The following is a 23,678-nucleotide window of genomic DNA, read 5'->3' as shown; positions in this document are numbered from 1 at the left end:
AGTATTTTAATCGATAACGTTCTATGTAGACGCAACGTAAAACCGGGGTCAGACCCGACGGTCTGACCCCAGCTCTTGCACTTGGGGTACAACAAGCAAAAATCTTAGTGCTTGTTGTCGCGCACCACATCTTCAAACCACCGTGGATGGTGCTTGCGCGCCCAGCCGTAGGTGACGGTGCCGCGCACCATGGCGCCTATCGAGCCCTTGACCCACAGGGCGGCATAGATATGCACGATGATGGCGCAGATGATGCCGAAGGCGCACACGGCGTGCAGCACGGCGGCGGCGCGCACGATATCGATCGGGAAATAGAACGCGAAATACGCGCGCCAGATCACGATGCCCGAGACCAGCAAGCCCAGCATGCACAGCAACAAGGTAAAGAACAGCAGCTTCTGGCCGGCATTGTATTTGCCGATCTTGGGCAGCTTTTCTTCACGGTTATTGAGCACGTCGTCCATCTGTTTCAGCCATTGCTTGTCGCCCTCTTCGAACTTGTTGTGATGCCAGAAGCGCACCACCAGGATCGCGAACGAGACAAACATCACCAGGCCGGCAAACGGATGCAAAATGCGCGTCCATTGGCCGCCGCCGAACAGATTGGCCAGCCATGCCATCGAAGGATGGAACATGGACAGGCCGGACAAGGCCAGCATCACAAACGTAATGGCGGTCACCCAGTGATTCGAACGCTCGTTGGGGTTGTAGCGTTGAATCAGCGGATTGCCATCCTTGTCGCGCAGTTGATGATCCTCATTGTGGCTCATGATGTTCCTCCCGGATACGCTGGGCCTCTTCCAAGGCCTCAATCTCTTCATCCTTGCTCACTTCGTTCGGACCGACACGCGTGTAATGGAACAGGCCCGCCAGGGCCGTGACGGCCATGCCAGCGACCGCGAGCGGCTTGGACCAGCCCTTCCAGAAGCCCACCATAGCACTGATGCGCGGGCGTTCCGGCAAGTTCGAATACAGCTTGGGCTTGTCTGCATGGTGCAGCACATACATCACGTGCGTACCGCCCACGCCCAGCGGATCGTACAGGCCGGCGTTTTCGAAACCACGCGACTTCAGGTCTTCGATGCGCTCTTCCGCATGCAGCTTCATGTCTTCCTTGGTGCCAAAGACGATGGCGCCGGTCGGACAGGTTTTCACGCAGGCCGGTTCCTGGCCCACCGCCACGCGGTCCGAACAGAGCGTGCACTTGTAGGCGCGGTCATCCTTTTTCGAAATGCGGGGCACGTCGAAAGGACAGCCGGCCACACAGTAGCCGCAACCGATGCAGTTTTCCTGGTGGAAATCCACGATGCCATTGGTGTATTGCACGATGGCGCCCGGCGCCGGACAGGCCTTCAGGCAGCCCGGATCGTCGCAGTGCATGCAGCCGTCCTTGCGGATCAGCCACTCCAGATTGCCTGCCTCGTTTTCGTGTTCGGCAAAACGCATCACCGTCCACGATTGCGGCGTCAGGTCGGTCGGGTTGTCGTAGGTGCCGTGATTCTCACCCACTTCATCGCGCAAGTCGTTCCACTCCATGCAGGCCGTCTGGCATGCCTTGCAACCGATGCATTTGGACACATCGATCAGCTTGGCAACGGTGCCGGTGACGGGGCTGCGCGCTTGCGGTGGCGTCACCGTGGTAGCGGACAAACGCCGGATATCTAAGGATTGCAAAGACATTATCGATCTCCCATCATGCTTTTTCCACCTTCACGAGGAAGGACTTGAATTCCGGCGTTTGCGAATTCGCATCCCCCACGCCCGGCGTCAGGGTATTAATCAGATACCCCGGCTTGGCCACGCCCGTGAAGCCCCAGTGCAGCGGCAGGCCCACGGTATGCACCTGCTTGCCCTCGATCATCAAGGCCTTGATGCGCTTGGTGACCACCGCCTTGGCGATGATATGGCCGCGCTTGGAACTGACCCTCACCTCGCCACCGGCAATCACGCCGATGCTCTTGGCCAGCTCTTCGCCGATTTCAACGAATTGCTGCGGCTGGATGATGGCGTTCAGCTTGGCATGCTTGGTCCAGAAGTGGAAATGCTCGGTCAGACGATAGCTGGTCGCCACATGCGGATATTCCTCATGCGTGCCGAACATCTTGCGGTCATCGTCAAACACGCGGGCGCCCGGATTGCTGGTCGCTTGCGGGTTCTTCGGATGCATGGGGTTGTAGCCCAGGGGGTTTTCAAACGGCTCGTAATGCTCGGGGAACGGCCCTTCGGCCATCGCTCCGCGCGCAAAGAAACGCGCCACGCCCTCGCCCAGCATGATGAACGGACCCATGCCGTTTTCCGGCGGTTCATCGACCTTGAAGTCGGGCACGTCGGCGCCGGTCCAGTTCGTGCCATTCCAGGCAATCAACTTGCGGGTCGGATCGAACGGCTTGCCCTTCAAGTCGCAGGAAGCACGGTTGTACAGCACGCGGCGGTTGGCCGGCCATGCCCAGGCCCAGCCCAGAGTCTGGCCGATGCCCGTCGGGTCGCTATTGTCGCGGCGTCCCATCTGGTTGCCCGCCTGCGTCCAGCAGCCGGCAAAGATCCAGCAACCGCTGGTGGTCGTGCCATCGTCGCGCAATTGCGCAAAGGAAGCGAGCTGTTCGCCTTTTTTCACCAGCAGCTTGGTGGCGTCCTTCGGATCGTACAGATCGACCAAAGCTTTACCGTTAAATTCCCGTGCCAGCTCTTCCGGTTGCGGGCTATGCGGCTGCGCATAGTTCCACGTCAGGTTGACGATAGGGTCGGGGAACTTGCCGCCCTCTTTCTGGTACAGGGTGCGCATGCGCAGGAACAGGCCCGACATGATTTCAAGGTCGCTGCGCGCCTGGCCCGGCGGCTCCGACGCTTGCCAATGCCATTGCAGCACGCGCGAAGAACTCACCAGCGAACCGCGCTCTTCGGCGAAGCAGCTGGTCGGCAGGCGGAACACTTCCGTCATGATCTTGCTCGGATCGACTTCGTGGTACTGCCCGTGCGGTTTCCAGAATTCACCCGTTTCCACCGCCAGCGGATCCATCACCACCAGGAACTTCAGCTTGGACAACGCTTCCGTGACCTTTTGCTTGTTCGGCGCGGATGCGATGACGTTGAAGCCCTGGCAGATATAGCCGGTCATCTTGCCTTGGTGCATCAGCTCGATGGCTTGCATCAAGTCGTACGGCTTGTCGAGCTTGGGCAGGTAGTCGTAGGCGAAATTGTTGTCCGCCGTGGCGAAATCACCCCACCACGTCTTCATGAAGCTGACGTGGAACTTGCGGTAATTGCTCCAGTAGCTGAGCTGGTTCGGACGCAGCGGCTTGGTGGCGCGCGCGGCGATAAAGGCGTCGAAATCCTGTTCGCCCTCGTTTGGCAGGGTCATATAACCCGGCAACAAGTTCGACATCAGGCCCAGGTCGGTCAAGCCCTGGATATTCGAGTGGCCGCGCAAGGCGTTCATGCCGCCGCCGGCGATGCCCATATTGCCCAGCAACAGCTGCACCATGGCGCCGGTGCGGATGGTTTGCGCGCCCGTCGAATGGTGCGTCCAGCCCAGTGCATACAGGATGGTGCCGGCGCGTCCCGGCACGGCGGTCGAGGCGAGCGCCTCTGCCACCTTGTGGAACTTGTCCGCCGACACGCCGCACGTGCGCTCGACCATCTCGGTCGTGTAGCGCGCATAGTGCTTCTTCATCATCTGGTAGACGCAGCGCGGGTGTTCCAGGGTCGGGTCGACCTTGGCATAACCATCGGCGCCGATCTCGTAATCCCAGGTGGCCTTGTCGGTGTACTTGCCTTTTTCCTTGTCGAAACCCGAGAACAGGCCGTCTTCGAAGGCATAGTCTTCGCGCACGATGAAAGGCATGTCCGTGTAGTTGCGCACGTATTCATGCTGGATCTTGTCGTTCGTCAGCAGATAATTGATGATCGCGCCGAGGAAGACGATGTCCGTGCCGGTACGCGTGGCGCAGTAGTAGTCTGCCACGGATGCGGTACGGGTAAAACGCGGATCGACAACGATCAGCTTGGCCTTGTTATGTGCTTTCGCTTCCGTTACCCATTTGAATCCGCAAGGATGTGCTTCTGCTGCATTGCCGCCCATGACCAAAATCACATCGGCATTCTTGATATCGACCCAATGATTCGTCATCGCGCCACGGCCAAACGTCGGGGCAAGACCTGCCACCGTCGGTCCGTGTCATACACGCGCCTGATTATCAAAGGTCAGCATCCCCATGCTGCGCACTGTCTTGTGGGTCAGGTAACCGACCTCGTTGCTGCCGGCAGACGCGGCCAGCATGCCGGTGGAGAGCCAGCGGTTGACGGTCTTGCCGTCGGCATTTTTTTCGATCAGGTTGGCGTCCCGGTCATCCTTCATCAGGCGCGCGATCTTGTCGAGCGCCACATCCCAGGAGATCGGCTGCCATTCCGTGCCGCCCGGTGCACGGTACTCGGGCACTTTGAGACGGTTGGGGCTGTGGATGAAGTCGATCAAGCTCGCGCCTTTCGGGCACAAGGTGCCGCGATTGACGGGGTGATCGGCATCGCCTTCCACGTGGATGATGCTGGAAATGGCATTCTTTGCGCCATCGCCCAGTCCATATAAGAGGACGCCGCATCCTACCGAACAGTAAGGACAGGTATTGCGTGTCTCGGTGGTGCGAGACAGCTTGTATTGCCGTACTTCCGCCAGCGCCTGGCCCGGTGCAAAACCGAGCATGGCGAGGCTGGAACCAGCAATGGTTGCGCCAGTGACCCTGAGGAACTGGCGCCTGGACATCTGAACCATATCAGGCCTCCATCATGTGAATAAGTAAAAAATCCTACGGCGCCAGGAAAGCGTTATTACCAAAAGGAGTAACGCTGCACTTGTGCCATATCAATGTATTTTACTCCTCAACCACATTCAAGGCCGAACTCGCCTGATACTATTGCAATTAGTCAATGTTTATTTAATTTTATCAGGCGCAAAAAAAGCCCGACTCCTTGCGGATGCCGGGCCATGCTGTTGTCCTCAGACGGCAGGACCGCTGTTTACATGCTGTAGCGCACCGTCAACGCCACGCTGCGCGGCGCGCCTGGCAAGCTCAGGTTCGGGCTGCTGCCGTGGCCGGAAACGATGTAGCGCGTGTCGGTGATGTTGTTCACGTTCAGCTGCACTTCATACTTGCCGGTGCGGTAGGCGGCCATCACGTCGGCAGTCATGTAGCCAGGCAAAATCACCGTGTTGCCCGGATTGGCAAAGCGGCTGCCGACGGCGTTGGCGCCGCCGCCGACCGTAAAGCCGGCGCCCAGGTCTTTGGTCAGCCACAGGTTGCCGCTGTTGCGGGCCGTCAAAGTGGCGCGCTTGCCCTTGAATGGCACCGAGCTGGCAATCGTCGTGCCCGGCAAGTTGACGCTCTTGTCGACGGCGATGGAATCGGTGATCACCGCGTCCAGATAGGCGTAGCCGGCCGTCATCTTCCAGCCACCGCTCAGGTCAGCGTTGAAGGTCAGTTCCAGGCCGTCGGTGCGCTGCTTGCCAACCGGTACGATCAAGTTGGTCAGCGGGTCGGTGGTCTTGATATTGTCGCGTTCCAGACGGAATACCGACACGGTGGCGCTGGCGCGGCCGCCCCACAAATCATACTTGGCGCCCACTTCCGTATTGCGCGTGGTTTCAGGCGCCAGGTCGGCATTGCTGGCGGCCAGGGCCAGGGTTTCGCCGCTAGGCTGGAACGAGCGGCTCCACGATGCGTAGTACGACTGGGTGGCGCCCGGCTGCCAGACCAGGCCGGCGCGCGGACTGAGGGCGGAATCGGTGCGCGACAGGTCGGCGGTGGTCACGCCGGCAGCATTGGCCAGGCGCGACTGCTGCTTGAAGCTATCGTAGCGCAAGCCGGCCAGCGCTTTCCACTCGGCATTGAGGGTGATCGCATCCTGCACATAGCCAGCGGCCGTGTCGTAGACGCCAAAGGTGTCGCTGCGCGGTCCCAGCGCCGTGCGGTCGACTTGCGGCAAGACCGGGTTGAAGATCGACACATTGGTCGCCACCGTGGTGGCAGCCCAGCTATTGGCATTCTTGTTCTGCTTGCCGAACTCCACGCCATACAGCACTTCATGGGCGACGTCTCCCGTCACCAGCTTTTGCGTCAGCTCGGTCTGGTTGAACCAGCCGTGTTCGTCGCGATTGAGCTTGGCGTGGCCCAGGTTCATCAGGCCTTTGACTTCATTGACATTGCCCGAGATATTCGTGTTGTTGCGATCCAGGTGGTAGTCGTAATAGCGGAAGGCATTGCGCAGCGACAAGGTATCGCTGAAGCGGTGCGTCAGGGTGGCGGCGGTGGAGACCACGCGCGACTGGCTGAAGTCTGCATCGCGCGCATTGGCCGCGCCGTAATAGGTACCTGGATCAACGTCTACCGGACGGCCCTGGTAGGAAGGAATGCCGAAGTCCGTCAGGCGGCGGTCTTCCAGGTAATCGGCTTGCAACAACAGTTTTGTATCGCTGGAGAAATGCACCAGGGCCGAGGGCGCCAGCGCCGTGCGGTTCAGCAACTGCTGGTTACGGTAGCTGTCGGACAGTTCGCGCGCGCCCGTCAAACGCCAGTCCACGGTTTCGCCCGTGCGGCCGACGTCGATTTCGCCACGGCGCCCCGCCGTATTGCTCAGGCTCAAGGCCACGTCGGTGATATCGATGCCAGGCTTCTTGGTGATGCGGTTGACCAGGCCGCCCGAGGAACCACGGCCATACAACACGGCGGCCGGGCCCTTGATCACTTCCAGGCGTTCCACGTTCGACAGGTCGCGGAAATACAGGGCGTCGTCACGGAAGCCGTCGACAAACTGGTCGCCGATGGCCGTGAAGCCACGGATGAAGACCTGGTCGCGCTGGCCGTCGCCGGTAGACAAGCCCACGCCAGGGATATTTTTCATCACATCCTGGATCGACAAGGCGTGCTGGTCGCGGATGATGGCGGCAGGCACCACGTTGATCGATTGCGGCACGTCGCGCAAGGCCATCTCTGTCTTGGTACCACTACTTGAAGTAGGCGCCACATAGCCATCCTTGTCCTTGCTGGCCGTGACGGTCACGGCGGGCAAGCTGTCTTGCGCAGAGGCGAAACCAGGCAAGACGGCAGAAAAGGACAAGGCGCCCAATACGGCGAGGGAAATGAGGGAGAGTGCAGGCTTGCGAGGCGACGACATACCGTTCCTTGATAGTTAGATAGTAATGCGAATGATTATCATTAGATTTTACCAGCAAGGTTTCAACGGCAATAAGTACTAGTTACTATCACCATGCAACTTGATGTAAAAATACAACACAAGGAAAATGGTACTAAAAAATCATTTTTTATTTCCATCAGATACTATTTCCTTAAGTAAATGTTATACTGATAGCCATCGGGAGCGTGCCGATAGCGGCACGCCCTCCCAGCACCAAACCCATCGCCACAGCTTGCCGGCCCGGCAGCTTGTAGCCCCGATCTTGCGCACTTCACCGTGCCTGCCCGTCCCGCGACGCGGCGATCTTGATTATTAAACTGTTAGGAAATTCATGAAGAACCTGAAAATCGGCAGCCGCCTCGGTGTCGGCTTTGGCGCAGTATTGCTATTGCTTGCGGCCCTGACCACCACCGCCCTGGTACGCATGCAAGAATCCAGTGATCTGGTCGACCGCCTCGTCAACGTCAGCCTGAAAAACCAGCGCATGGTGGCCGAGTGGACCAAGATTATCGAAGCCAATATCGTGCGCGGTTCCGCCGCCTTCCATATGAGCGATCCGGTCGAAGAAAAACTGCTGGACGAACAGTTGAAGACGGCGGCTTCCCACGCCAGCGAGTTGCAGGAAAAGATAGGCGCTTCCGTGCGCAGTCCGGAAGTGCAAGCGCAATTCGAGGTGGTGCGCAAGGCGCGCGCCGCCTATCTGGCCTCGCGCGCGCAGGCGCAAAAGACCAAGACCGATGGCAACCTGGAGTCGGCCAAGCATATTTTCGATACTGAAACCATGCCGCTCAGCGTGACCTATCTGCAGCAGGTCAATCTGTTTTCCGCCACCCAGATCAAGGCTGCCGACGCCGTTGCCGGCAGCGTGCTCGATGCCTACACCAGCACCCGCACCTTGCTGCTCGAGCTCGGCGTGCTGGCCCTGGCGCTGGGCATCGGCTTTGCCTGGAGCATCACGCGCTCGATCACCGGCCCCATCCGCGCCGCCGTGAAAGTAGCGGAAACAGTGGCCGCCGGCGACCTCAGCAGCAATATCACGGTTGATCGCAGCGATGAAACGGGCCAGCTGATGCATGCCCTGAAAACCATGAATGACAGCCTGGTGTCCATCGTCGGCGAAGTGCGCAGCGGCACGGATACCATCGCCACCGCCTCGGCAGAAATCGCCGCCGGCAACCAGGATTTATCGTCGCGCACGGAACAGCAAGCCAGCTCTTTGGAAGAGACCGCTTCGTCGATGGAAGAACTGACCTCGACCGTCAAACAGAATACCGACCACGCGCGCCAGGCCAACCGCCTGGCCAGCGAGGCGGCCGATATTGCCAGCCGCGGCGGCGCCGTGGTCGCCGATGTGGTGACCACCATGGGCGACATCAACACTTCCTCGAAAAAGATCGTCGACATCATCGCCGTCATCGATGGCATCGCCTTCCAGACCAATATCCTGGCCCTGAACGCAGCGGTGGAAGCGGCACGCGCCGGTGAACAGGGGCGCGGCTTTGCCGTGGTCGCCACCGAAGTGCGCAATCTGGCGCAGCGCTCGGCAGCGGCAGCAAAAGAGGTCAAGGGCTTGATCGATGATTCAGTGCAAAAAGTTGGCGCCGGCACGCTGCTGGTCGACAAGGCTGGCAAGACGATGGAAGAAATCGTGCAAAGCATCGGTTTCGTGACCTCCATCATGAGCGAGATCAGCAATGCCAGCGAAGAGCAAAGCGCGGGCATCGAGCAAGTCAACCAGGCGATCACTGAAATGGATCAGGTCACCCAGCAAAACGCCGCCTTGGTGGAAGAAGCCTCGGCCGCCGCCGAAGCCATGCAAGACCAGGCCAGCGAACTGGCGCGCGTGGTCAGCGTATTTCGCCTGAGCGAGAGCGCAAGCAGTGCCAGCCGCCATCAGCACCAGCCTGCCGTGCGGCAAGCGGTGCCGGTCCGGGTTGCAGCCCCGGTGCGCAAGACCCCGGCCGCAGCGCCGCTGTTGTCGCCACAAGCGCCCAGTGCCAAAGTGCTCAACAAGGTGAGCAACAGCGCCGATGGCGAGTGGGAAGAGTTTTAAGCTGGTTTAATCAAACCCCGAGGCCTGTTGCAACATCCCCGCCCTCCTGCAGCGGGGCGGTTGCGCAAGTCTTCATGCATGGTGATCCAGGTATCGAGCTGTATGCCGGTGCCGGGCCAGCGCCGCCATGGCGCGCAATCACTTGCTCCTGCTGCGGCGCCGTCATGCGCACGGCAATACCGCTTCCCGCTGCAGAGATCCTGCATTTTATTGCTGAGCGTTAATTCCACCTTCAGGTCTGGATGACGTTCGCACAACTCCTGCGCCCCACCAGTCCCATCCATATTGCTTGCAATAGCGAAAACATTGCTCTGGTTCGATTTTTGCTTAGCTACAAGGCATACATCATCAGCAATCAAGTACACCATGCCGTCCAGACCACCCCTGTCCAAGCCCTTGCACAAGCTGCGCATCGTGGTGGTCAATACCATCACCGCTGCCGGCCATGAGATGGATGCCGCCCTGCAAGCCCAGGCCCAGCGTGGCGCGGCCCTGCGCATCGGCTTGCTGGAAGCGGGCTACGACATCGTCGCGTCCTTGCCAGCCGATATCTACCTGCCGGAACGCATCGCGCAGTTGCAACCCGACATGATCATCATCGACGCCGAATCGGATGCGCGCGATGTGCTGGAACACATCGTCATCGCCACCCGCGACGAGCGCCGTCCCATCGTGATGTTCACCGAAGACGCCGCCACCTCCAGCATGGATGCGGCGATGGCGGCTGGCGTGTCTGCCTATATCGTGGCCGGCCTGCAGGCCGAGCGCATCCAGCCGGTGCTGAACGTGGCGCTGGCGCGTTTTAAACAAGAACAGAAACTGCTGGCGGAATTGTCGGATACCAAACACAAGCTGGCCGAGCGCAAGGTGATCGAACGGGCCAAGGGCTTGCTGATGAGCCACCACCAGTTATCGGAAGAGCAGGCCTATCAAAAGCTGCGCAGCATGGCGATGAACAAGAAATTGAAGCTGGCAGAAATTGCCCAGCGAATACTGGACGTGGAAGATTTGCTCGGCAACTGAGCAGACAACATCGCGCAATGCACCGAAATGGTGCGCAATCAGATCAGGAGTGGTATGGCGGACAATGTGAGCGCCTGGGTAGCAGGATCGGACAGGCCGGAAAAACAAGTGCTGAGGATAGGCTTCCTGCCGCTCAGCGATTGCGGCTCGCTGGTGATGGCGTCGCTGCTGGGTTTTGATGAAAAGCACGGCATCAAGATAGAGCTGAGCAAGGAAGCCTCCTGGGCCAGCGTGCGCGACAAGCTGGGCAGTGGCGAACTCGACGCCGCCCATGTGTTGTACGGCCTCATGTATGGCGTGCAGACCGGCATAGGCGGCCAGGCGCGCGACATGGCAGTGCTGATGAATCTCAACCACAATGGCCAGGCGGTCACGCTGTCGAGCGCCCTGGCGCAGCAGGGCGCTGTCGATGGTGCGTCGCTGGCCGGCTTGATACGCAGTGCGCCGCGCCCTTATACCTTTGCGCATACCTTTCCCACCGGCACCCACGCCATGTATCTGCATTACTGGCTGGCCGCGCATGGCATCGATCCGCTGCGCGAAGTGCGCATGGTGACCGTGCCGCCGCCGCAAATGGTCGACAATCTGCGCGCCGGGCGCATGGATGGCTATTGCGTGGGCGAACCCTGGGGCATGAAGGCGGTACACGACGCAATCGGCGTCACGGCGGCCACCACCCAACAAATCTGGCCCGACCACCCGGGCAAGGTGCTGGGCACGACTGCCGACTTTGCCGACAAATACCCGAATAGCTGCCGCGCCCTGATTGCAGCCGTGCTGGACGCTGGCCGCTGGCTCGATGCATCGATGGAAAACAGGCAAACCATGCTCGAGACCATCAGCCAGCCGCACTACGTCAAGACCCGCCAGGTGTGGGAAGAGCAGCACGGCTTGCAGTTCTACAACAGCGGCGCCGTCAACTTCCCTTACTTGTCGGACGGCATGTGGTTCATGACCCAGCACCGGCGCTGGGGCTTGCTGAAAGACGATCCCGACTACCTGGCGGTGGCCAGCAAGGTCAACCGTATAGCCCTGTACCGGCAGGCGGCGGAAATCACAGCCACGCCGCTGCCGCCCGAGGTGCTGCGCAGTTCCACCCTGATCGATGGCGTGGTGTGGGATGGCACCGAACCCGAGCGCTATGCCGCCTCATTCGCCATCCGCAAATAAAGGAATCATCATGCAACAAGGAAACGTGACCCTGGTGGGCGCCGGCCCCGGCGATCCGGACTTGCTGACACTGAAAGCCGTCAAGGCTTTGCAGCAAGCCGACGTGGTCTTGATCGACGACCTGGTCAACCCGGCCATCCTGGCCCATGCGCCAGCGAGCGCGCGCGTGATCGAAGTAGGCAAGCGCGGCGGCTGCAAATCCACGCCGCAGGCATTCATCGAACGCCTGATGATCGCCGAAGCCCAGGCCGGCCAGCGCGTCGTGCGCCTGAAAGGTGGCGACCCTTATCTGTTCGGCCGCGGCGGCGAAGAACGCGCTCATTTGATGGCGCAGGGAATAACCGTCGAGGTCGTGCCCGGCATCAGCAGCGGCCTGGCAGCGCCAGCCAGCATCGGCGTGCCACTCACCCACCGCCGCTGGAGCCAGGGCGCCGTGTTTGTTACGGGCCACGGCAAGGATGCCGCTTCCGAACCGAACTGGGCTGCCCTGGCGCAAAGCCGGCTGACGCTGGTCATCTACATGGGCGTGGCACGCTGCGCACAAATCCAGGCAGGATTATTAGCCGGCGGCATGGCGCCCGACACGCCCGTAGCCGTGGTGCAATCAGCCAGCCGCAGCGACCAGCGCCAGTTGCTGACCACCGTGGGCAAACTGCGCGCCGCCTTGCTGGCCAGCGGACTGGGCAGCCCCAGCATTATTGTGGTGGGCGATGTGGTGCGCTGTGCGGATCAGTGGGATGCGGAAGAAGCCGTTACGCTCATGAACTACGGCAATTCAAACTGAGTTCAAACCAAAAAAGAGGGCTGACTGTCGAGCGCCTCAGGGGCTGGTAAGGACGACTAAAAATTCAATCATATCAAAAAATAATCAAAATGATCATTTTGCCTCATTTGACTTTTTAAACCCTTTAGAACACAATGAACTCTATGTCACAGGGAGGATTCCCGTGCTTATCATTCATTTTCTGTCAAAGGCTAGGCTTTTTAGCAATTACAGGTGCGGACGACCTTCGGAGTTCCCAACCGATCTCGTTTGAAAAGGAGAGAACCATGGGCGAAGCAGCAGCCTTCACTATTTTCAGTGCGAGGGATGCGAAAACTCGTTTCGGCGAATTGTTGGATGAAGCGTTAGGCCAACCTGTCGGCATTACCAGGCATGACAGGCTAACGGCCTACGTCGTGTCGAAGCGTCATTTCGATGCAATGCAGAATAAAATTCAAGAACTCGAGGATCAGCTTTGGCTTGCAAAAGCTGATCTCGCTCGCAAGGAAGGCTTTGCGAGCACCGACCGGGTCGACGCATTCCTAAGCGATTTTAGGGATACCGACAATGTTGAAATTAGCAATTAGCAAAAGTGCGGAAAGGTTTTTAGCTAGCCTGGACGCAAAGCAATATCGTCAGGTAGGCCAGAGCATGTTTAATTTGCTTTCGAACCCTATGCCCCATGACAGCTCTCCATTGAAGGGAGCAACCAATGGGGGCCGACGTGTAGATGTGGGGGAATACCGCATTATCTATGTGTTGGCCGACGATACACTTGAAGTGCTCGTCATTGGCAAGCGCAATGGCGACGAAGTGTATAAAATCTGGGAGCGGATGAAATAGGCCGAGAGAAGCATGGTCTGCGGACAGCCACCGCAGACCATGCTTTTTTTATCGCCTCAAATACAGTCACCGCACCACAATCGCGCATCCTCGCACCATCATCTGGCCTTTCTTTCGTATCAGCCCCCTGCCCCACCCCGTGTAGCCCGTGCGCATCAGCTGGCACAAGGTTTGCTAGAGAGTAGATGCGGATCAATGGCGATCCCCTGAACAATAAGTGTCGGTCCAACGAGGGGCTGGCAAGGACAACGGCGTCCGCCCGGCTTGGTTTCTCAACCTTGCAGGGCGGACGCTTTTTTGTTTTTAACGGGATACGAAAAATGGCCAGCAAAGCAAACAGCATCACTCTCTTTTCCCTGGGCACGCCGCAGATGCGCGCCTTCCACCTGACATGGATGGCGTTCTTCGTCTGCTTTTTCGCCTGGTTCGCCTGCGCGCCGCTGATGCCGGTGATCAAGGGTGAATTCCATCTGTCGATGGGGCAGATCGCCAATATCAATATCGCCGCCGTCGCCATCACGATTCTGGTGCGCCTGCTGGTGGGGCCGCTGTGCGACCGCTACGGTCCGCGCAAGACGTACACGGGGCTGTTGTTGCTGGGCGCCATCCCCGTGCTGGGCGTGGCCCTGTCGCAAAGTTATGAAAGTTTCTTGATCTTTCGCCTCGGTATCGGCGCGGTGGGCGCCAGTTTTGTGATCACGCAATATCACACCTCCGTGATGTTCGCACCCAACGTGGTGGGCACGGCCAACGCCACCTCGGCGGGCTGGGGCAATGCCGGCGCGGGCGCTGCCCAGGCGCTGATGCCTTTGCTGCTCGGTGCGCTGGTGATGCTGGGCGTCACCGAGGCCATGGGCTGGCGGGTGGCCCTGCTGGTGCCGGGCGTGCTGATGCTGGTGATGGCGGCTTTGTACTGGCGCTATACGCAAGACTGCCCGGACGGCAATTACGATCAGCTGCGCGCCGATGGCGTGGCGATTGAAGGCGGCAAGAAAGGCGGCTGGGCCAGCTTCAAGGCGGCCAGCGCCAACTACCGCGTCTGGCTGCTGTTCGTCACCTATGGCGCCTGTTTCGGCATCGAACTGTTTATCCATGGCGTGGCCGCCGTGTATTACGTCGACCACTTCGGCTTGTCGCTGAAATCGGCCGGCTTTGCGGCGGGCAGCTTCGGCTTGCTGGCCCTGTTTGCACGCGCCCTCGGCGGCTGGCTGTCGGACAAGCTGGCCTTGCGCGGTAACCTGAACAGCCGTGTCACCTTGCTGTTTATTTTGATGATAGGCGAAGGCCTGGGCTTGCTGTGGTTTGCCCATGCGGGCAGCGTCACGTTTGCCGTGGCCGCCATGCTGGGTTTTGGCCTGTTCACCCACATGGCCTGCGGCGCGACCTATGCGCTGGTGCCCTTCATCGACCGCAAGGCTCTGGGCGGCGTGACGGGCATTATCGGCGCCGGCGGCAATGTCGGCGCGGTGCTGGCCGGTTTCCTGATGAAGGGTACCGGTGATGTGCAGCAAACATTGAGCATCCTCGGTGCGCTGGTGCTGGTGTCGGCCGTCTGTGCGATTGCCGTGCGTTTCAGCAATGCCGCCGACCAGGCCGCGCTGGCCGCCGCCTGAGGACGCCATCATGAAAATCATCGTCATCGGCCATGGCATGGTCGGCCATAAATTCCTGGCGCAGCTGGCGGACAGCGGCGCACCGCAGGAAGTGACCGTGCTGTGCGAAGAACCGCGCCCGGCCTACGACCGCGTGCACTTGTCCGAGTTTTTTGCTGGCAAGTCGGCCGAGGACCTGTCGCTGGTGCCGCCCGGCTTTTTCGAGCGCGGCAATGTGCTGCTCAAACTCAATGCCCGCGCCAGCGCCATCGACCTGCAGGCAAAAACCGTCACCGTCAGCAGCGGCGAAGTGCTGCCCTACGACAAGCTGGTGATCGCCAGCGGTTCCTATCCCTTCGTGCCACCGCTGCCAGGCAAGGATCGCAAGGATTGTTTTGTCTACCGCACCATCGAAGACCTGGAAGCGATGCTGGAATGCGGGTCACGCTCAAAAACCGGGGTGGTGATCGGCGGCGGCTTGCTGGGGCTGGAATGCGCGAAAGCCTTGCGCGACATGCAGCTGGACACGCACGTGGTGGAATTTGCGCCGCGCCTGATGGCGGTGCAAGTCGATGAAGGCGGCGCCCGCGTGCTGCGCCGCAAGATCGAAGACTTGGGCGTGACGGTGCATACACAAAAAAACACTCTGGCGATCACCGATGGCGAGCAAGGCACGCACCGCATGCGCTTTGCCGACGGCACGCATCTGGACGCCGACATGATTGTGTTTTCGGCTGGCATCCGCCCCCGCGACGAGTTGGCGCGCAGTTGTGGGCTGGAAGTCGGCCCGCGTGGCGGCATTGCCATCGATGACAGTTGTTTGACGTCAAACCCGGACGTGTATGCCATCGGCGAATGCGCCCTGTGGGGCGGCCAGACCTTTGGCCTGGTCGCGCCCGGTTATGAAATGGCCCGCATTGCCGCCCGCCACCTGCTCGGCGAGCAAGGAAGCTTCACCGGCGCCGACATGAGTACCAAATTGAAACTGATGGGCGTGGACGTGGCCAGCCTCGGCGATCCGCACGGCCTCACCGCCGGCAGCCGTTCGTACCAGTTCACCGATGAGCGCAAGCAGATCTACAAGAAAATCGTCGTCTCCGATTGCGGCAAGTATTTGCTGGGCGGCGTGATGGTGGGCGACGCCAGCGAGTACGGCACCCTGCTGCAAATGATGCTCAACAGGATAGAACTGCCGGCATCGCCGGAATTCTTGATCTTGCCGCAATCGGATGGCCAGGCCAAACCCGGTCTGGGCGTGGACGCCCTGCCCGATAGCGCGCAAATCTGTTCCTGCAACGACGTGTCGAAAGGGACACTGTGCGCAGCGGTGGCCGATGGCAATACCTCCATCGGTGCCCTGAAAAGCTGCACCAAGGCCGGTACGGCTTGCGGCGGTTGTCTGCCGCTGGTGACGCAGATCATGAAGGCGGAAATGAAAAAGCTGGGCATGGATGTCAACAACCATGTCTGCGAGCATTTCGCTTACTCGCGCCAGGAATTGTTTCATTTGGTGCGCGTCGGCAAGATCCGCAACTTCGAGGAATTACTGGCGCTACATGGCAAGGGCCTGGGCTGCGATGTGTGCAAACCGATGGCGGCCAATATCCTGGCCTCGTGCTGGAACGATTTTGTGCTCAAGAAAGAGCACGCCAGCTTGCAGGATACCAACGACTATTTCCTGGGCAATATCCAGAAAGACGGCACTTATTCCGTGGTGCCGCGCATGCCGGGCGGCGAAGTCACGGCCGATGGCTTGATCGCGGTGGGCCAGGTGGCCAAGAAATATGGCTTGTACACCAAGATCACGGGTGGCCAGCGGGTCGACCTGTTTGGCGCAAGAGTCGAGCAATTGCCGCTGATCTGGGAAGAACTGATCGCCGCAGGCTTTGAATCGGGCCACGCCTACGGTAAATCCTTGCGCACGGTCAAATCATGTGTCGGCTCCACCTGGTGCCGCTATGGCGTGGCCGACAGCGTCGGCTTTGCGATCACACTGGAAAACCGCTACAAGGGCTTGCGCACGCCGCACAAGATCAAGTTTGGCGTGTCCGGCTGCACCCGTGAATGCGCCGAGGCGCAAGGCAAGGATATTGGCCTGATCGCCACCGAAAAAGGCTGGAATCTGTATGTGTGCGGCAATGGCGGCATGAAACCGCGCCACGCGGAATTGCTGGCGTCCGACCTCGACAATGCCACCCTGGTGCGCTATGTCGACCGTTTCCTGATGTTTTATATCCGCACCGCCGACCGTTTGCAACGCACCAGCGTGTGGCGCGACAACCTTGAAGGCGGACTCGACTATCTGAAAGCCGTAGTGATCGACGACAAGCTGGGTATCGGGCAAGAACTGGAAGCGGACATGCAGCACGTGGTCGACACCTACGCCTGCGAGTGGCAAGCGGCCGTCAGCGACCCGGCCACGCGCCGGCGCTTCCGCCATTTCGTCAATAGCGATGCACAGGATAGCAACGTGGTGTTCGTGGAGGAGCGGGGTCAGATACGCCCGGCCACCGTAGACGAACGCAAGTTTATTCCGATTGTCGCCAGCTCAGTCTGAGGAAGCATCATGCACAGGGATTCAATCAAGAACAACTGGACCGCCGTTTGCCCGCTGGACGCCATCGTGCCGGACACGGGCGTGTGCGCCCTGGTCAATGGCGAACAGGTGGCGGTATTCCGGCTCGGCGACGAACGTCTGTTTGCCATCGACAATTACGATGGCAATGCCGGTGCCTCGGTGCTGTCGCGCGGCTTGCTCGGCAGTATGGGCGAACGCATCGTGGTGGCCTCGCCCATCTATAAACAGCATTTCGACCTGCTCACGGGCGACTGCCTGGAAGCGCCCGAACATTCGGTGGCCACCTGGCCCGTCAAGGTAGAGAACGGTGTGGTCTGGGTAGGCGCATGACAGGCGCCAGGGCAAAGCCATCGCTGGTGGTGATCGGCAACGGCATGGCCGGCATGCGCACGGTCGAGGAATTGCTGAAGCTGGCGCCAGACTTGTACGACATCACCGTGTTCGGCGCCGAGCCGCACGGCAATTACAACCGCATCCTGCTCTCGCCCGTATTGGCTGGCGAAAAGAATATGGATGACATCATGCTCAACACGCGCGAGTGGTATGCACAAAACGGCATTGCCCTGCACGCGGGCGACCCAGTCGTGCATATCGACCGCGTGCGCAGGACGGTGCGCGCGGCATCTGGCCTGGCTGTGCATTACGATAGATTGCTGCTGGCGACCGGCTCCAAACCCTTCATGCTGCCCGTGCCCGGCCACACTTTGCCTGGCGTGATCGGTTTTCGCGATATCGACGATGTAGCCACCATGCTCGATGCAGCAAAAAATCACCGTCATGCGGTGGTGATAGGCGGCGGCTTGCTGGGACTGGAAGCGGCCAATGGCTTGTTGCGCCAGGGCATGGAAGTCACCGTAGTGCATGTCAGCGATACCCTGATGAACCAGCAACTGGACAAACCAGCGTCCGCCCTGTTGAAGCAGGCGCTGGAAGTCAAGGGCCTGCGCTTTCTGCTCAATGCGCATACGGCGGAAATCGTCGGCAACGCAAGAGTCACGGCCGTGCGCTTCAAGGATGGTAGCGAGATCCCCGCCGACCTGGTGGTGATGGCCGCTGGCGTGCGGCCCAATATTGCGCTGGCGCAGCAAGCCGGCTTGTTTTGCGAGCGGGCTATTGTTGTGGACGATACCTTGCAAAGCTACGATCCCCGCGTGTATGCGGTGGGCGAATGCGTGCAGCACCGCAGTGCTACCTTCGGCCTGGTGGCGCCGATCTGGGAACAGGCGAAAGTGTGCGCCGCGCACCTGGCGGGGAACGGCCACCGCCGTTATGTGCAGCAAGCCAGCCCGACCAAGCTGAAAGTGACGGGTATCGACCTGTATTCAGTCGGCAATTTCATCGGCGGCCCCGACAGCGAAGACCTGGTCTTGCGCGATCCGCGCCGCGGCATCTACAAACGGCTGGTGGTGGAACACAACCGCCTGGCCGGCGCCGTGCTGTATGGCGACGTGGCCGACGGGCCATGGTATTTCGACCTGATACAGCAGCGCAGCGACATTTCCGCCATGCGCCAGCGCTTGCTGTTCGGCAAAGCCGCCGCGACATAACCATCAGGCATCATCGTGAACCTTTCCTCTCCGCCTTTTTCCGTACGCACCACCTGCCCGTATTGCGGCGTCGGTTGCGGCGTGTCAGCCACGCCCCTGCCCGATGGCGCCATCCAGATCGCCGGCGACAACAACCACCCTGCCAACTTCGGCAAGCTATGCGTCAAGGGTTCGGCCCTGGGCGAAACCGTGTCGCTCGATGGCCGTTTGCTGTATCCGCAAGTGCGCGGCCCGGAAGGTTTGCAGCAAGTGAGCTGGGATACCGCGCTGGACAAAGTGGCCGATGGCTGGAGCCGCACCATCGCCGAACATGGCCCGGATGCCGTAGCGCTGTATGTCTCCGGGCAATTGCTGACGGAAGACTATTACATCGCCAACAAGTTGATGAAGGGCTATGTGGGCAGCGCCAATATCGACACCAATTCGCGGCTGTGCATGTCATCGGCCGTAGCGGGCCACAAGCGGGCCTTCGGCGAAGACCTGGTGCCCGGCTGTTATGAGGACCTGGACCAGGCCGACATGGTGGTGCTGGTCGGCTCCAACACGGCCTGGTGCCATCCGATCTTGTTCCAGCGCATGGCAAAGGCCAAGGAAGCGCGGCCTGACTTGAAACTGGTGGTGATCGATCCGCGCCGCACCGCCACTTGCGAACTGGCCGATTTGCATCTGCCCGTGAAACCCGGCACCGATGTATGGCTGTTCAATGGCTTGCTGTGCTACCTGGCCTTGCATGGCGTGGTCGATGAAACTTTCGTGGCGCAGCATACGAATGGCCTGTTTGACGCATTGACAGCGGCCAGGGTCGATTGTGCCGACCCGGCAGCGGTGGCAAAGATTTGCCGCATCGACGAGCGCGACTTGCTGGCGTTCTACCGTTCCTTTGCCGCCACGACCAAAGTCGTCACCGCTTTTTCGCAAGGCGTAAACCAGTCGTCGGCCGGCACCGACAAGGTCAACAGCATCATCAATTGCCATTTGGTCTGCGGGCGCATCGGCCAGCCCGGCATGGGGCCGTTCTCACTGACCGGCCAGCCCAATGCCATGGGCGGGCGCGAAGTAGGCGGCCTGGCAAATATGCTGGCCGCGCATATGGATCTCGATAATCCGGCCCACCGCGAGACAGTGCAAACTTTCTGGGACTCACCCAATATCGCCAGCAAACCCGGCTTGAAAGCGGTGGACCTGTTCCGCGCCATCGAAGACGGCAAGGTCAAGGCCGTGTGGATTATCGCCACCAACCCCATGGTCAGCATGCCGGACGCCAGCCAGGTACAGCGCGCGCTGCAAAAATGCCCGCTGGTAGTGGTGTCCGACATCAGCCAGAGCACCGATACCAATGCCTTTGCCCATATATTGCTGCCAGCCCTGGGCTGGGGCGAGAAAGATGGCACGGTCACCAATTCGGAGCGGCGCATTTCACGCCAGCGCGCTTTCGTGCCAGCACCGGGTCAGGCGCGCGCCGACTGGAAAGCGCTGTGTCAGGTGGCGCAGCGCATGGGCTATGACGGCTTCGATTTCGATAGCCCGCAGCAGATTTTTGATGAACATGCGCGCCTGAGTACTTACCGAAACGAGGGCGTGGCGGCCCGTTTCTTTACCCTGACAGGCCTGGAAGGCTTGAACGCACAACAGTATGACCAGCTGGACCCCGTGCAATGGCCGCTGGGCCAGGCGCGGCTGTTCGAGGATGGCCGCTTTGCGCATGCCGACGGCCGTGCGCGTTTTATTGCCACCGTGCCACGCGCGCCGGTCAACGCCGTCAGCGAGGATTATCCGCTGGTCCTGAATACGGGCCGGGTGCGCGACCAGTGGCATACCATGACGCGCACCGGCAAGTCGGCGCGGCTGGCGGACCACGTGCCGGAATCGTTTGTCGATATCCACCCGCAAGACGCCTTGCTGTACGGCGTGCGCGCCGGCGACCTGGCGCGGGTGGCCACGCCCTGGGGCGCGATGGTGGCCAGGGTGCAGCATGGCGGCGGGATTGCGCGCGGCGCGATTTTCGTGCCCATCCACTGGAACGGCCAGACGGCGTCCGATGCGCGGGTCGGCCCGCTGGTCAATCCGGTGGTCGACCCTGTCTCGGGCGAGCCGGAATTCAAGCATACGCCGGCGCGGGTCGAGCAATTCCGTGTCAACTGGCATGGTTTTGCCTTGAGCCGGCGCGAGCTTGACCTGGAAAGAGTGGCGCACTGGACGCGTATCCAGGGCAAGGATTTTGCCCGTTATGAATTGGCTGGCAGAAATACCATCAAGGACCATACAGCCTGGGCGCGCCGTTTGCTGCAAGTCGATGACGAACAGGCCGACTGGCTGGAATACGAAGACAGCAGCGCCGGCCTGTACCGCGCCGTGCACCTGGTGGACGAGCGCATCGATCAATGTATATTTTTATCGCTGCGCCCGGACTTGCCCTCGCGCGCCTGGCTGGCCAGCCTGTTTGCCCTTGAAGCGTTGCCGCCAGCAGACCGGGTCGGCTTGCTGCTGGGTCAGCCGATAGAAAAAGGCGCCGATACCGGGCCTACCGTATGTTCGTGTTTTGGCGTCGGCCGCAACACGATATGCGAGACGATCCGCAGCCAGAAGCTCGTTAGCGTGGCTCAGGTGACGGCTTGCCTGAAGGCGGGCGGCAATTGCGGCTCGTGCGTACCGGAAATCAAGAAGTTGCTGGTGGAAACGCGGGCCGAGCTACTAACGTAATCAAGCCAGCTGCGCTTGTCTATCTTCGATCAGCTTGGCCAGTTCGCGCGGCACCGGGCCGGACAAAAACGCCAGCGCCAGTTCATCGGGATCGATGGCGGCGTCCAGCGGCAAGCCCTGCTCGAAACCACCCACCATGTAGCGGCAGAAATACGGCGACTCGGGGCGGGTTTCCACATACCAGCAGCCTGCGTATTGCTGTACGAAATATTCGCCGATAAAGTAGCCCAGCGTGGTCTTTACCCATTGCCAGCTTTCATCGCGAATGGCGATGGTGCGCATGGCTGCATCGATATACGGCAAGTATTCTGCGGCATTCGTCAGCACTTCATGCGCAGGCTGTATGCCCAGGCGCTCGACGAAATTGACCAGCGCCGAGCCCAGTGCATCGTAATAAGTATCGAAGCCAGCCTGGCTTTCCGCAATACGCAGTTCTTGTTCCTTGCTCAGCATTGAGCTCTCCCTCTTTTCCTGAAAATAAAAGCCTACACCGCGTCGGCGGCGACACCTGCACGCTGCAGCAATTGTTGATTGCGCGCCGACAGATTTTTCACCTGCAACTGCTTGCCCACCTTGCCGTAGCGTTCGTACAAGCTCTCCAGCGCGGCAATCGCCGAGTGATCGCTCATGTGTAAGTGGCGGCAATCGATGATCACCCGCTGCGGGTCATCAGCATGATTAAACAATTCCTGGAACTGCACGGTCGACGCAAAAAACAGGGTGCCGTGCGGCAGATACACGCGTAGGCCTGCTGTGCTGTCATCGGTCTCGGTGCGCATTTCTCGTGCATGTTGCCAGGCAAAATTCAAGGCGGCAATCACGATACCGCACAGCACGGCCGTCGCCAGGTCCGTCAGCACGGTGATGACCGTGACGGCCACGATCACCAGCGCATCGTGCAACGGCACCTTGCCCAGCACGCGCAAGGAACCCCAGGCAAAGGTTTGCTGGGCGACAACGAACATCACGCCCACCAGCGCGGCCAGCGGGATGCGTTCGATCAGCGGCGACAAAAACAGGATGAACAGCAAAATCATCACACCGGCTGTCAGACCCGACAGACGCGTACGCCCGCCCGAGGTCAGGTTGATCATGGTTTGCCCTATCATGGCGCAGCCGCCCATGCCGCCAAACAGGCCGGAAACCACATTCGATGCGCCCAGCGCCACACACTCGCGGTTGGCTTGCCCCCGCGTTTGCGTGATGTCATCGGTCAGGTTGAAGGTCAGCAAAGTTTCCAGCAAGCCCACCATGGCCATCAAGGCCGCATATGGCAAGATGATGTGCAGGGTTTCAGCGGTGAATGGCACGCTGGGGAAATGCAGGCTGGGCAAGCCGCCCGCGATATGCGCCAGGTCGCCCAGGGTACGCGTGGGCAGGTGCAGCAGCGTACTGAGCAGCCCCACACCGACGATGGCGGCCAGCGCCGGCGGCACCGATTTGGTCAGGCGCGGCAAGCCATACACGATCACCATGGTCAAGCCCACCAGCGCGCACATCACGGCCAGGGAGCTTCCCTGCAGCCAATGCTGACCCTGGTGAAAATGTTCCAGCTGGGCCATGGCGATGATGATGGCCAGGCCATTCACAAAACCCAGCATCACCGGGTGCGGCACCATGCGGATCAGCTTACCCAGGCGCAAGATGCCGAACAGCGCCATCAGGATGCCGCTCAGCACCACAGTGGCCAGCAGGTATTGCACGCCATGTTGTGCCACCAGCGCCACGATGACCACGGCCATGGAGCCGGCAGCACCCGAAATCATGCCGGGACGCCCGCCAAAGATGGCGGTCAGCGCACAAATGATGCAAGCGCCATACAGGCCCATCAGGGGATTGAGCTGGGCCACCAGGGCAAACGCGATGCATTCGGGCACCAGCGCGAACGAGGTGGTCAGGCCGGCGAGAAAGTTTTTTTGCAGGTTCGAGAACCATACGTCTCGAAACGTTGTCGTCATCATTGATATATATCCAAAGTCGAAATAGAAAAACATGCCTGCATGCTTGCGACCAGGCGCAGCCATACCAGCTGGCGATGCAGGAGCTCATGGGAAGGCATAGGGACTGAAGCTATATCGATGACTACATGGGTATGGCGGAAAGGGGTGAAGGAGTACGGCGTGCGGCATTGCCGAGCCTGTTCACATTATACAAGATGGCATTCGGATAGGCCCACGTCCAACAAGGTACAGGCAATGAGGCGAGATGGCGGCAAAGGCATGCC

At 60.2% G+C, this 23,678-nt stretch carries 17 protein-coding genes; 11 read left to right on the top strand and 6 right to left on the bottom strand.

Going from position 1 to position 23,678, the window contains the following annotated elements; all coding sequences use genetic code 11:
• Positions 1-104 precede the first annotated feature (104 nt).
• From HDE72_RS07925 to HDE72_RS07910, 4 genes are all read right to left on the bottom strand, one after another.
• Entirely contained in the window at positions 105-770 is a 666-nt protein-coding gene (locus HDE72_RS07925) for a formate dehydrogenase subunit gamma (protein WP_183738647.1), read from the bottom strand.
• The gene (gene fdxH / locus HDE72_RS07920; RefSeq protein ID WP_183738645.1) at positions 757-1,680 is read right to left on the bottom strand and encodes a formate dehydrogenase subunit beta; all 924 of its coding nucleotides are present in this window, start codon (positions 1,678-1,680) and stop codon (positions 757-759) included. Before fdxH ends, HDE72_RS07925 begins: the two co-directional genes overlap by 14 nt.
• 13 nt (positions 1,681-1,693) lie before the next feature.
• Positions 1,694-4,765, bottom strand: a complete 3,072-nt coding sequence (gene fdnG / locus HDE72_RS07915; RefSeq protein ID WP_183738643.1) for a formate dehydrogenase-N subunit alpha — start codon at positions 4,763-4,765, stop codon at positions 1,694-1,696.
• A gap of 245 nt (positions 4,766-5,010) precedes the next feature.
• Positions 5,011-7,164, bottom strand: coding sequence for a TonB-dependent receptor (locus HDE72_RS07910; RefSeq protein ID WP_183738641.1), 2,154 nt, complete (start codon positions 7,162-7,164; stop codon positions 5,011-5,013).
• A 352-nt stretch (positions 7,165-7,516) separates the two neighbouring features.
• Between HDE72_RS07910 and HDE72_RS07905 the strand changes: the two genes are divergently transcribed.
• The 11 genes from HDE72_RS07905 to HDE72_RS07850 all read left to right on the top strand — a co-directional run bounded on the left by HDE72_RS07905 (position 7,517) and on the right by HDE72_RS07850 (position 21,454).
• Positions 7,517-9,238 carry a methyl-accepting chemotaxis protein gene (locus HDE72_RS07905; RefSeq protein WP_183738639.1) on the top strand — a complete coding sequence of 574 codons (1,722 nt, stop codon included), beginning with the start codon at positions 7,517-7,519 and terminating at the stop codon, positions 9,236-9,238.
• Between the two features lie 366 nt (positions 9,239-9,604).
• Positions 9,605-10,261: an ANTAR domain-containing response regulator gene (locus HDE72_RS07895; RefSeq protein ID WP_183738634.1), complete on the top strand. Its 657-nt coding sequence runs from the start codon at positions 9,605-9,607 to the stop codon at positions 10,259-10,261.
• Positions 10,262-10,315: 54 nt separating this feature from the next.
• Complete coding sequence (locus tag HDE72_RS07890; RefSeq protein ID WP_183738632.1) at positions 10,316-11,431, top strand: CmpA/NrtA family ABC transporter substrate-binding protein; 1,116 nt, start codon at positions 10,316-10,318, stop codon at positions 11,429-11,431.
• Between the two features lie 10 nt (positions 11,432-11,441).
• Positions 11,442-12,215 (top strand): uroporphyrinogen-III C-methyltransferase, encoded by a 774-nt coding sequence (gene cobA / locus HDE72_RS07885; RefSeq protein WP_221291199.1) that lies wholly within the window; start codon positions 11,442-11,444, stop codon positions 12,213-12,215.
• A 266-nt stretch (positions 12,216-12,481) separates the two neighbouring features.
• On the top strand, positions 12,482-12,781 hold the full coding sequence (locus HDE72_RS07880; protein WP_183738628.1) for a type II toxin-antitoxin system Phd/YefM family antitoxin: 300 nt from the start codon (positions 12,482-12,484) through the stop codon (positions 12,779-12,781).
• A complete protein-coding gene (locus HDE72_RS07875; RefSeq protein ID WP_183738626.1) occupies positions 12,762-13,037 on the top strand; it encodes a type II toxin-antitoxin system RelE family toxin in 276 nt (91 codons plus the stop codon). The genes HDE72_RS07880 and HDE72_RS07875 overlap by 20 nt, the downstream gene beginning before the upstream one ends.
• A gap of 320 nt (positions 13,038-13,357) precedes the next feature.
• The gene (locus tag HDE72_RS07870; protein ID WP_183738624.1) at positions 13,358-14,650 is read left to right on the top strand and encodes an MFS transporter; all 1,293 of its coding nucleotides are present in this window, start codon (positions 13,358-13,360) and stop codon (positions 14,648-14,650) included.
• Positions 14,651-14,660: 10 nt separating this feature from the next.
• Complete coding sequence (nirB, locus tag HDE72_RS07865) at positions 14,661-17,186, top strand: nitrite reductase large subunit NirB (protein ID WP_183738622.1); 2,526 nt, start codon at positions 14,661-14,663, stop codon at positions 17,184-17,186.
• 9 nt (positions 17,187-17,195) lie between these two features.
• The gene (nirD, locus tag HDE72_RS07860; RefSeq protein ID WP_183738620.1) at positions 17,196-17,537 is read left to right on the top strand and encodes a nitrite reductase small subunit NirD; all 342 of its coding nucleotides are present in this window, start codon (positions 17,196-17,198) and stop codon (positions 17,535-17,537) included.
• A complete protein-coding gene (locus HDE72_RS07855; RefSeq protein ID WP_183738618.1) occupies positions 17,534-18,754 on the top strand; it encodes an NAD(P)/FAD-dependent oxidoreductase in 1,221 nt (406 codons plus the stop codon). The genes nirD and HDE72_RS07855 overlap by 4 nt, the downstream gene beginning before the upstream one ends.
• 15 nt (positions 18,755-18,769) lie before the next feature.
• Positions 18,770-21,454: a nitrate reductase gene (locus HDE72_RS07850; protein ID WP_183738616.1), complete on the top strand. Its 2,685-nt coding sequence runs from the start codon at positions 18,770-18,772 to the stop codon at positions 21,452-21,454.
• Here the strand turns inward: HDE72_RS07850 and HDE72_RS07845 are convergent, their stop codons facing one another.
• Together HDE72_RS07845 and HDE72_RS07840 are read right to left on the bottom strand one after the other, a co-directional pair.
• Positions 21,455-21,907, bottom strand: coding sequence for a hypothetical protein (locus tag HDE72_RS07845; RefSeq protein WP_183738614.1), 453 nt, complete (start codon positions 21,905-21,907; stop codon positions 21,455-21,457). It lies immediately after the preceding gene.
• A gap of 32 nt (positions 21,908-21,939) precedes the next feature.
• On the bottom strand, positions 21,940-23,415 hold the full coding sequence (locus HDE72_RS07840) for a SulP family inorganic anion transporter (RefSeq protein WP_183738612.1): 1,476 nt from the start codon (positions 23,413-23,415) through the stop codon (positions 21,940-21,942).
• Positions 23,416-23,678: the final 263 nt, after the last annotated feature.

The sequence above is a fragment of the Janthinobacterium saanense genome (genome assembly GCF_014200675.1).
Classification (GTDB): Bacteria; Pseudomonadota; Gammaproteobacteria; order Burkholderiales; family Burkholderiaceae_D; genus Janthinobacterium.
Note: the sequence above shows the minus strand (reverse complement) of the source record. Positions and strands in the feature narration are given on the sequence as shown.

Coding starts and splice junctions, on each gene's coding strand:
- HDE72_RS07925 (WP_183738647.1), bottom strand. CDS start 770: ATGAGCCACAATGAGGATCATCAACTGCGCGACAAGGATGGCAATCCG.
- fdxH (WP_183738645.1), bottom strand. CDS start 1,680: ATGTCTTTGCAATCCTTAGATATCCGGCGTTTGTCCGCTACCACGGTG.
- HDE72_RS07910 (WP_183738641.1), bottom strand. CDS start 7,164: ATGTCGTCGCCTCGCAAGCCTGCACTCTCCCTCATTTCCCTCGCCGTA.
- HDE72_RS07905 (WP_183738639.1), top strand. CDS start 7,517: ATGAAGAACCTGAAAATCGGCAGCCGCCTCGGTGTCGGCTTTGGCGCA.
- HDE72_RS07895 (WP_183738634.1), top strand. CDS start 9,605: ATGCCGTCCAGACCACCCCTGTCCAAGCCCTTGCACAAGCTGCGCATC.
- HDE72_RS07890 (WP_183738632.1), top strand. CDS start 10,316: ATGGCGGACAATGTGAGCGCCTGGGTAGCAGGATCGGACAGGCCGGAA.
- cobA (WP_221291199.1), top strand. CDS start 11,442: ATGCAACAAGGAAACGTGACCCTGGTGGGCGCCGGCCCCGGCGATCCG.
- HDE72_RS07880 (WP_183738628.1), top strand. CDS start 12,482: ATGGGCGAAGCAGCAGCCTTCACTATTTTCAGTGCGAGGGATGCGAAA.
- HDE72_RS07875 (WP_183738626.1), top strand. CDS start 12,762: ATGTTGAAATTAGCAATTAGCAAAAGTGCGGAAAGGTTTTTAGCTAGC.
- HDE72_RS07870 (WP_183738624.1), top strand. CDS start 13,358: ATGGCCAGCAAAGCAAACAGCATCACTCTCTTTTCCCTGGGCACGCCG.
- nirB (WP_183738622.1), top strand. CDS start 14,661: ATGAAAATCATCGTCATCGGCCATGGCATGGTCGGCCATAAATTCCTG.
- nirD (WP_183738620.1), top strand. CDS start 17,196: ATGCACAGGGATTCAATCAAGAACAACTGGACCGCCGTTTGCCCGCTG.
- HDE72_RS07855 (WP_183738618.1), top strand. CDS start 17,534: ATGACAGGCGCCAGGGCAAAGCCATCGCTGGTGGTGATCGGCAACGGC.
- HDE72_RS07845 (WP_183738614.1), bottom strand. CDS start 21,907: ATGCTGAGCAAGGAACAAGAACTGCGTATTGCGGAAAGCCAGGCTGGC.
- HDE72_RS07840 (WP_183738612.1), bottom strand. CDS start 23,415: ATGATGACGACAACGTTTCGAGACGTATGGTTCTCGAACCTGCAAAAA.